Below are 6000 nucleotides of genomic sequence, written 5' to 3'. Positions count from 1 at the left end.
AGAACGTTCTTATCAGCTTGGGACATCCTCGGGATTTGGCTGATCACGCTGTTCAAATTCTCATGGAAAATTGTGACTACGTCGGATTTTATGCCTCCCCTCAACAAGGACTTATGCGCCGAATAAATCTTAGGAGGATATTTGATGAGGGGAAGAACTTGTCATCAAATGCAACGGATGGTCATAAGAAAGTTCAGTCTACGGTAGTTGGCGATGAAGTTACGAACAATAGCAAGATAATGACCGCAAACTTGCATTCAATGATGAAGGAGATAGTTGGCTCGTCTAATGAAGAGTTAATGCATTCGACGCATCTGCGTAAGGGTCTTCAAATCGACGTTTATCAGCTAATTAAGAAATTGGGCTCCGGATATTCCTCGGAAGTCTGGTCTGCAAAGGTTCTGAAGAGGCCATTAGGAGTTGACCTCGAAGTTGGAGATGATATCGCAATCAAAATCTTTCGCGCCCAGGCGATGAGCTTGCCTGACCAAGTTCTCAGGGTTGAAAGAGAGTTCAGAATCGCTCAGCGAATTCGACACGCAAATCTTGTGCGAATTTATGAATATATGCTCGCATCGCGCCCTAATCATTGCTTCGTTGTCATGGATCTTGCACGAGGAAAATTGCTTAAGGAATATGTCACAGGCCGCACCCTAGGTACCAAAGCCACCATTCAAGTTGTTCATCAGGTGGCAAGCGCTCTCCATGCACTTCATGAAGCTGATGCACTACATCGAGACGTGAAGCCGAGTAATATAAGTGTCAACATTAGTGACTCCGGCACGCACGCAACGCTCTTGGACTTAGGAATCGTGAGTATTAGTTCAGATCGCAACATCACGGTAGGTAGCAGGTTTATGGGTAGCAAGCATTGGGCACCACTTGAGCAACTGCAGGGACATGATTTAGATTCACGATCTGACCTCTATAGCTTAGGAGCTGTCGCATTTAGTCTTTTAACCGGTACAGAACCATTTCATGGCAGCGCGACTGAGGCTGCGATAGCGTTACAAATGAATTCCGCACCTCTAAAACTGCCGCCGGTGATGGTTGGCCTGCCATCGGAGATTCGAGACGTTATCAATGCTTGTTTGTCATCAAAACCAGATGATCGTCCGAGTAGTGCGATAGACGTAGCTGAAATTCTAGAAAAGCATATATGATGCTCAATGGCTGTTCTCGCGATCTCTTTAAAATCGAACTCATAATTCCTTAATCGTGCCCGTGCTACCCCCAGAGTTCACCCTTTGAGTCTGCAGCATGGCTTTCTTCGAGCGGTTGGGGATCGATGGTTGGTTTCTGGTTCGGTGCGTGGTCATGCTCGCCGGGTTGGCTTTGGTTTATTATGCCGTGCGGGGGATGTGGCGGCGGCGGGCTATTCGACGGGACCCGGTGCGGGCGTTCGGGAAGGTGCTGGCGCTCGAGCGCGAGCCCGGCGATGAAGGGCCCGACTGGTATACGCCGACCGTGCGCTATCGAGACGAACACGAGGTCGTTCACGAAGCGAAGCTCATGATCGTGAAAGACACCGAGACCTATGCCGTCGGCAAGCGCGTGCCGATCGTCTATGAGCGCGGCAACCCGAAGAACCTGATCGGCCCGAGCGACGGCTGGGCCGAGACGATCGCGCATCTGCTGATCTTGGCGATGGGGACGGTGCTGTTCGCGTTCGGCGCGGTGGCGGAAGTCGTGGCGGTGAAACCGTAGTCGTCGAATGCCCCCTCACCCCGACCCTCTCCCGGCGGGAGAGGGAGTGGATGTGTAGCCGACAGGCGGATCGCATGTAAAAAAATTGCGGCGGCGATCGGAAGGAATATCCGATCGTCGCCGAGCAGGCCTGATGATTGTATTACTGTTGCGACCGTCTTGCGGTAGGTCGCGCTGCGGTTAATAGCCGCGGTAGCCGAAGGCGGGTCGGCGGAAGCCGCCGTAGCCGGTGCCGGGAATCAGGCCTCGAAAGGCGTTGCTGTAGTAGAGCCGAGTCGCGAATGCGCGGCCGACGACCCCGCCGCCGCCTCGCGAAACCGAGCGACTGTAAGCGGCCGATGCCTCGCTCGGAGCCGCGACGGCTCCCACCACACCCATCAAGATCAAAGCCAACAAGATGCGTCTCATAGCGTCCTCACCCTCGTAAATGCGAGCCGTTTGGATAAACGCCGGCTCATTGCGTCACACCTGCTTCTACGCAGGGGCAACGCATCGGGGTTGCTTTACGAATCCGCAAGTAAGCGCAAGCGAAGTGGTCGCCGGTAGTGGATGTCTCCCTCTCCCCGGCGGGAGAGGGTTGGGGTGAGGGGTGGAGCTTGTGCGGGTGGGCGATCATTTTCGGTGAGTGATAGGCGATGCTGTTTGCCGGAGTGATTTGGCGGGGCGCCCCTCATCCGGCGGCTTTGCCGCCACCTTCTCCCGGTGGGAGAAGAGTTGATGCGCTAGCGCGACACGCGCGGCGAGAGCGCTCGACGGTTAGGCGTCGTCGCCGGCGAAAAGTTGTAGATAACTTTCATAGCGGCGCACATCGAGCCGGCCGTCGGCGACGGCGTCTTTTACGGCGCAGCCCGCTTCGTGGCCGTGGGTGCAGTCGGGGAAGCGGCAGTGGTTGACGAGCGGTCGGAGGTCGCGAAACGCGCCGGCGACCTCGGCCGGGATGATGTCCCAGAGCTCCATCGAGCGAATGCCCGGCGTGTCGACGACGTAGCTCCCGGCGGCGAGTTTGATGAGCCGGGCCACGGTCGTTGTGTGTTTTCCTTTTTGCGTCTCTTCGCTCACCACGCCGACGCGCAAGTTCAACTGCGGATCGACGGCGTTCAACAACGACGACTTGCCGACGCCGCTCTGCCCGACGACGACGCTGCGCCGGCCGGCAAGAATGCGGCGCAGCGAATCGACGTTGAACCCGGTGTACACGCTGAGCGGCAGCACCTCGTAGCCGCAACGGGCGTAGACACCGATGAGCGGCTGCAGTTCATGCGGCTCGACGAGATCGATCTTCGTAATGCAAATGATCGGGCGAATGCGCGAGCGCTCGGCGACGACGAGGAGCCGATCGATCAGATGCGGCTTCAGGTAGGGTTCGGCTGCGCTGTTGACGATGCACATCTGCTCGACGTTGGCGGCGATGACATGCTGCCGCCCGCGACTGGTACGGCTGATGACGCCGCGCCGCGCTTCGACGCGCTCGATGAGCCCTTCGGCCGTGTTTCCGGCAGGCCGGAAGTAGACCTCGTCGCCGGCGACGACGACATGGCGATCTTTCGTGGCGAGGGTCTTAAGAATTCGCCGCACGCCGCATTGGAAGATGGTGCCGTCGTCGGCTTCGACCACGCAGGCGAGGCCATGTACGCTGAGCACGAGACCATGCCGACAACCGGCATCGACTTCGATCCGGCCGTCGCCGCCGCGCTGGGCATCGGAAGTCATCACCGTCCGCTTCTTGGTGAGATCCCCTTTGCCGCTCAGGCGCTCGCCGTGCGGCTGGTCGGCGAGCTTGCCGTGCTCGTCGTGGTCGACGTGCTTGGCCCAATCTTTCGTGCGCGTTCGGGGGGAGCGGTTCTTGCGAAAGTCGGCTTGGGATTTCTTCTTTTTGTCAGCCATGATGCAAGTGTACCGTCGCGGAAGGCTTCGGTCAGTGGTGGGTATGGGGAATGTCGAATGTCGAAGCTCGAATGACGAAAGAAGCACGAATGCCGAAGCACGAGTGGCCCGACTGGAATCGCGCCGATTGGAGGTGCGAAGCGTTCGTCATTCGGATTTCGACATTCTTTCGTCATTCGTGCTTCGGCATTCGTCATTCAGCCGGCAAACCACTGGCGTCATACCGGCGTCGTCCCGTAATATCGAAGGTCTATGTCCGAGCTCGCTACCGCCGCCGCCGACTCCGTTCCCGCTTGGCGGGCGGCGGGGTTGCGCTATTACAGCTACAACTTTCATTTGCGGCGCAAGTTCGGGCGGCGGATTCATAAGGTGAGCATCGACGCGGGCTTTACCTGCCCGAACGTCGACGGCTCGGTAACGACCGGCGGCTGCGTCTTCTGCGACAACCGGAGCTTCAGTCCCAGCCGGCGCGGGCCGCGCGTGAACATCGCCGGGCAAGTCGAAGACGGGATCGCGCGCATCAAGCGGCGCTATAAGGTCGACGACTTCATCGCCTACTTTCAGCCCGCGACGAACACTTATGCTCCGGTCGACAAGCTGCGCCGGCTGTATGAGCAAGCGCTGGCCCAGCCGAAGATCGTCGGCATGGCGATCGGCACCCGACCCGATGCGGTGCCCGACGACGTGCTCGATCTGCTCGCGGAGATCGCCGGGCGGACCTATCTCTCGGTCGAATACGGAATGCAATCGATCCACGATCGTTCGCTCGATTGGATGAACCGCGGACATCATCACGACGCAATGCTCGACGCGATGGCCCGCAGCCGAGGCCGAGGGTTCGAGATCTGTGCGCATGTGATTCTCGGCGTGCCCGGCGAATCGCACGCAGATATGCTGGCGACGGCCCACGAGGTGGCGCGCCTCGGGCTCGATGCCGTGAAGTTGCACAACCTGTATGCCGTGAAAGACACGCCGCTGGCCGAGCAAGTGCTGCGCGGCGAAGTGACGCTGATGGAACGGGACGACTACGTGCGCACCGTGGTCGATATTCTAGAGATTTTGCCGGCGACCACGATCGTCGAGCGGATCAGCGGGGAATCGCCTCCGAATTACCATGTGGGCCCGGCCTGGTGCTTGGACAAGCCGGATATCGCACGGGCCCTGGCCGCGGAATTCGAGCGCCGCGATACGTGGCAGGGGAAGAGAGCGGGGGAAAAGCAGAAACCAGAAGCCAGAAACTAGAAAGCTTCCAAAGGCATCGTCCTTCGCCTGCGGTTTCGCCGTCGTTTCGTGCGAACCCTTCTTACGCCGACGCCTGTCGCTTATGTTGGTACACGGCTCAGAGCGAGCCGGGCGATCGCCGGTCGGCGGCTGTGCCGATCCCGCAACGGTTCGGCTACGGCGCGACGGGAGGAAAGTCCGGGCTCCGGAGGACGCCGTGGTGGGTAACGCCCACCGACCGCAAGGTCCGGGAAAGTGCAACAGAAAGCAAACCGCCGATCGCTGCGCAAGCGAAAGCTCTCGCGGCGAGGTAAGGGTGAAACGGTGAGGTAAGAGCTCACCAGCGGTTCGGGTGACCGGCCGGCTAGGTAAACCCCACGGGGAGCAAGGTCAAACAGGAAGGAGTTCGCCGCACGAGGCTTCGGCTTCGCGTTGCGGACGCGGATCGGTTCGATCCGCCGTCACTTCCGGGTAGGCTGCTAGAGTCGTCGAGCAATCGCCGGCGTAGAGAAATGATCGTCGCGGCGAGGGGCTTCGGCCCGTCGCCGGACAAAACCCGGCTTATAGGTTCGCTCTGAGCTTTTTATTTTGTCGGCAAGTCGATGCCGCGCCGTAGCGGCCGGAAATCGAAATACAAAGGGAGGGTGAAGAACGATGCTTCACCCTCCCTTGAAGTTTTCAGTCGACGAACTCAGGCCTTCGCGACGGCAGCGTGGGTCGGCCGTCGCGGGGTCTTAGGCTCGTACGGCGATAGGCAACTTCGAGTCGGTCGGAACGAGTTCGCTTTCGACCATCTGCAACAACTTCGTGATGCAGAGCTTGTTCATGCTGGTGTGCCGGTCGTGTGCTTCGGCGCGAAGCGACTCGTGCAGGCTTGCCGGCAGACGGACGGTGATCACACGCGTCGGCTCGCGCGAGTTGGCGGTTTCGTCGCCGCGCTCACGAAGCTTTGCCACCATCTGTTGGATTTCGTTGTACTCTTCGCTTTGCTCGAACTGAGCAAGGGCTTCCGGGCTAGCGAACGAGTCGCGGACGATGCCGCCGACGCCGAGCACTTCGCGGAAGAATGTGACCCAATCCGGCTGTTGACTGAAAAGCTCTTGGGCGACCTTGATGACTTGCGTTTCCTTTTCTCCCATGACCGATCCTCTCCTTTTTTGACTTCGTGCAGTTGAATTCCTTTTCCAG

At 59.0% G+C, this 6000-nt stretch carries 6 protein-coding genes and 1 other RNA gene; 4 read left to right on the top strand and 3 right to left on the bottom strand.

Annotated elements, in window-relative coordinates:
• Together K8U03_24765 and K8U03_24760 are read left to right on the top strand one after the other, a co-directional pair.
• Window positions 1-1163: serine/threonine protein kinase (locus tag K8U03_24765; GenBank protein ID MCE9608111.1), on the top strand; the 1163-nt coding region annotated here is incomplete at its 5' end.
• Window positions 1164-1260: 97 nt separating this feature from the next.
• Window positions 1261-1707 carry a DUF3592 domain-containing protein gene (locus K8U03_24760; GenBank protein MCE9608110.1) on the top strand — a complete coding sequence of 149 codons (447 nt, stop codon included), beginning with the start codon at window positions 1261-1263 and terminating at the stop codon, window positions 1705-1707.
• A gap of 180 nt (window positions 1708-1887) precedes the next feature.
• Here K8U03_24760 and K8U03_24755 read toward each other — a convergent pair whose 3' ends face one another.
• Together K8U03_24755 and rsgA are read right to left on the bottom strand one after the other, a co-directional pair.
• Window positions 1888-2115, bottom strand: coding sequence for a hypothetical protein (locus K8U03_24755; GenBank protein ID MCE9608109.1), 228 nt, complete (start codon window positions 2113-2115; stop codon window positions 1888-1890).
• 348 nt (window positions 2116-2463) lie between these two features.
• A complete protein-coding gene (gene rsgA, locus K8U03_24750) occupies window positions 2464-3591 on the bottom strand; it encodes a ribosome small subunit-dependent GTPase A (GenBank protein MCE9608108.1) in 1128 nt (375 codons plus the stop codon).
• A gap of 252 nt (window positions 3592-3843) precedes the next feature.
• Here rsgA and K8U03_24745 point away from each other — a divergent pair, with 252 nt between their 5' ends.
• Together K8U03_24745 and rnpB are read left to right on the top strand one after the other, a co-directional pair.
• The gene (locus K8U03_24745) at window positions 3844-4833 is read left to right on the top strand and encodes a TIGR01212 family radical SAM protein (GenBank protein MCE9608107.1); all 990 of its coding nucleotides are present in this window, start codon (window positions 3844-3846) and stop codon (window positions 4831-4833) included.
• Window positions 4834-4932: 99 nt separating this feature from the next.
• An RNA gene (gene rnpB, locus K8U03_24740) (RNase P RNA component class A) lies at window positions 4933-5392 on the top strand.
• Between the two features lie 154 nt (window positions 5393-5546).
• Here the strand turns inward: rnpB and K8U03_24735 are convergent.
• Window positions 5547-5951, bottom strand: coding sequence for a hypothetical protein (locus tag K8U03_24735; protein ID MCE9608106.1), 405 nt, complete (start codon window positions 5949-5951; stop codon window positions 5547-5549).
• Window positions 5952-6000: the final 49 nt, after the last annotated feature.

Source organism: Planctomycetia bacterium (assembly GCA_021413845.1).
Lineage (GTDB): Bacteria > Planctomycetota > Planctomycetia > Pirellulales > PNKZ01 > PNKZ01.
This window is presented reverse-complemented; position numbering and strand designations above follow the sequence as displayed.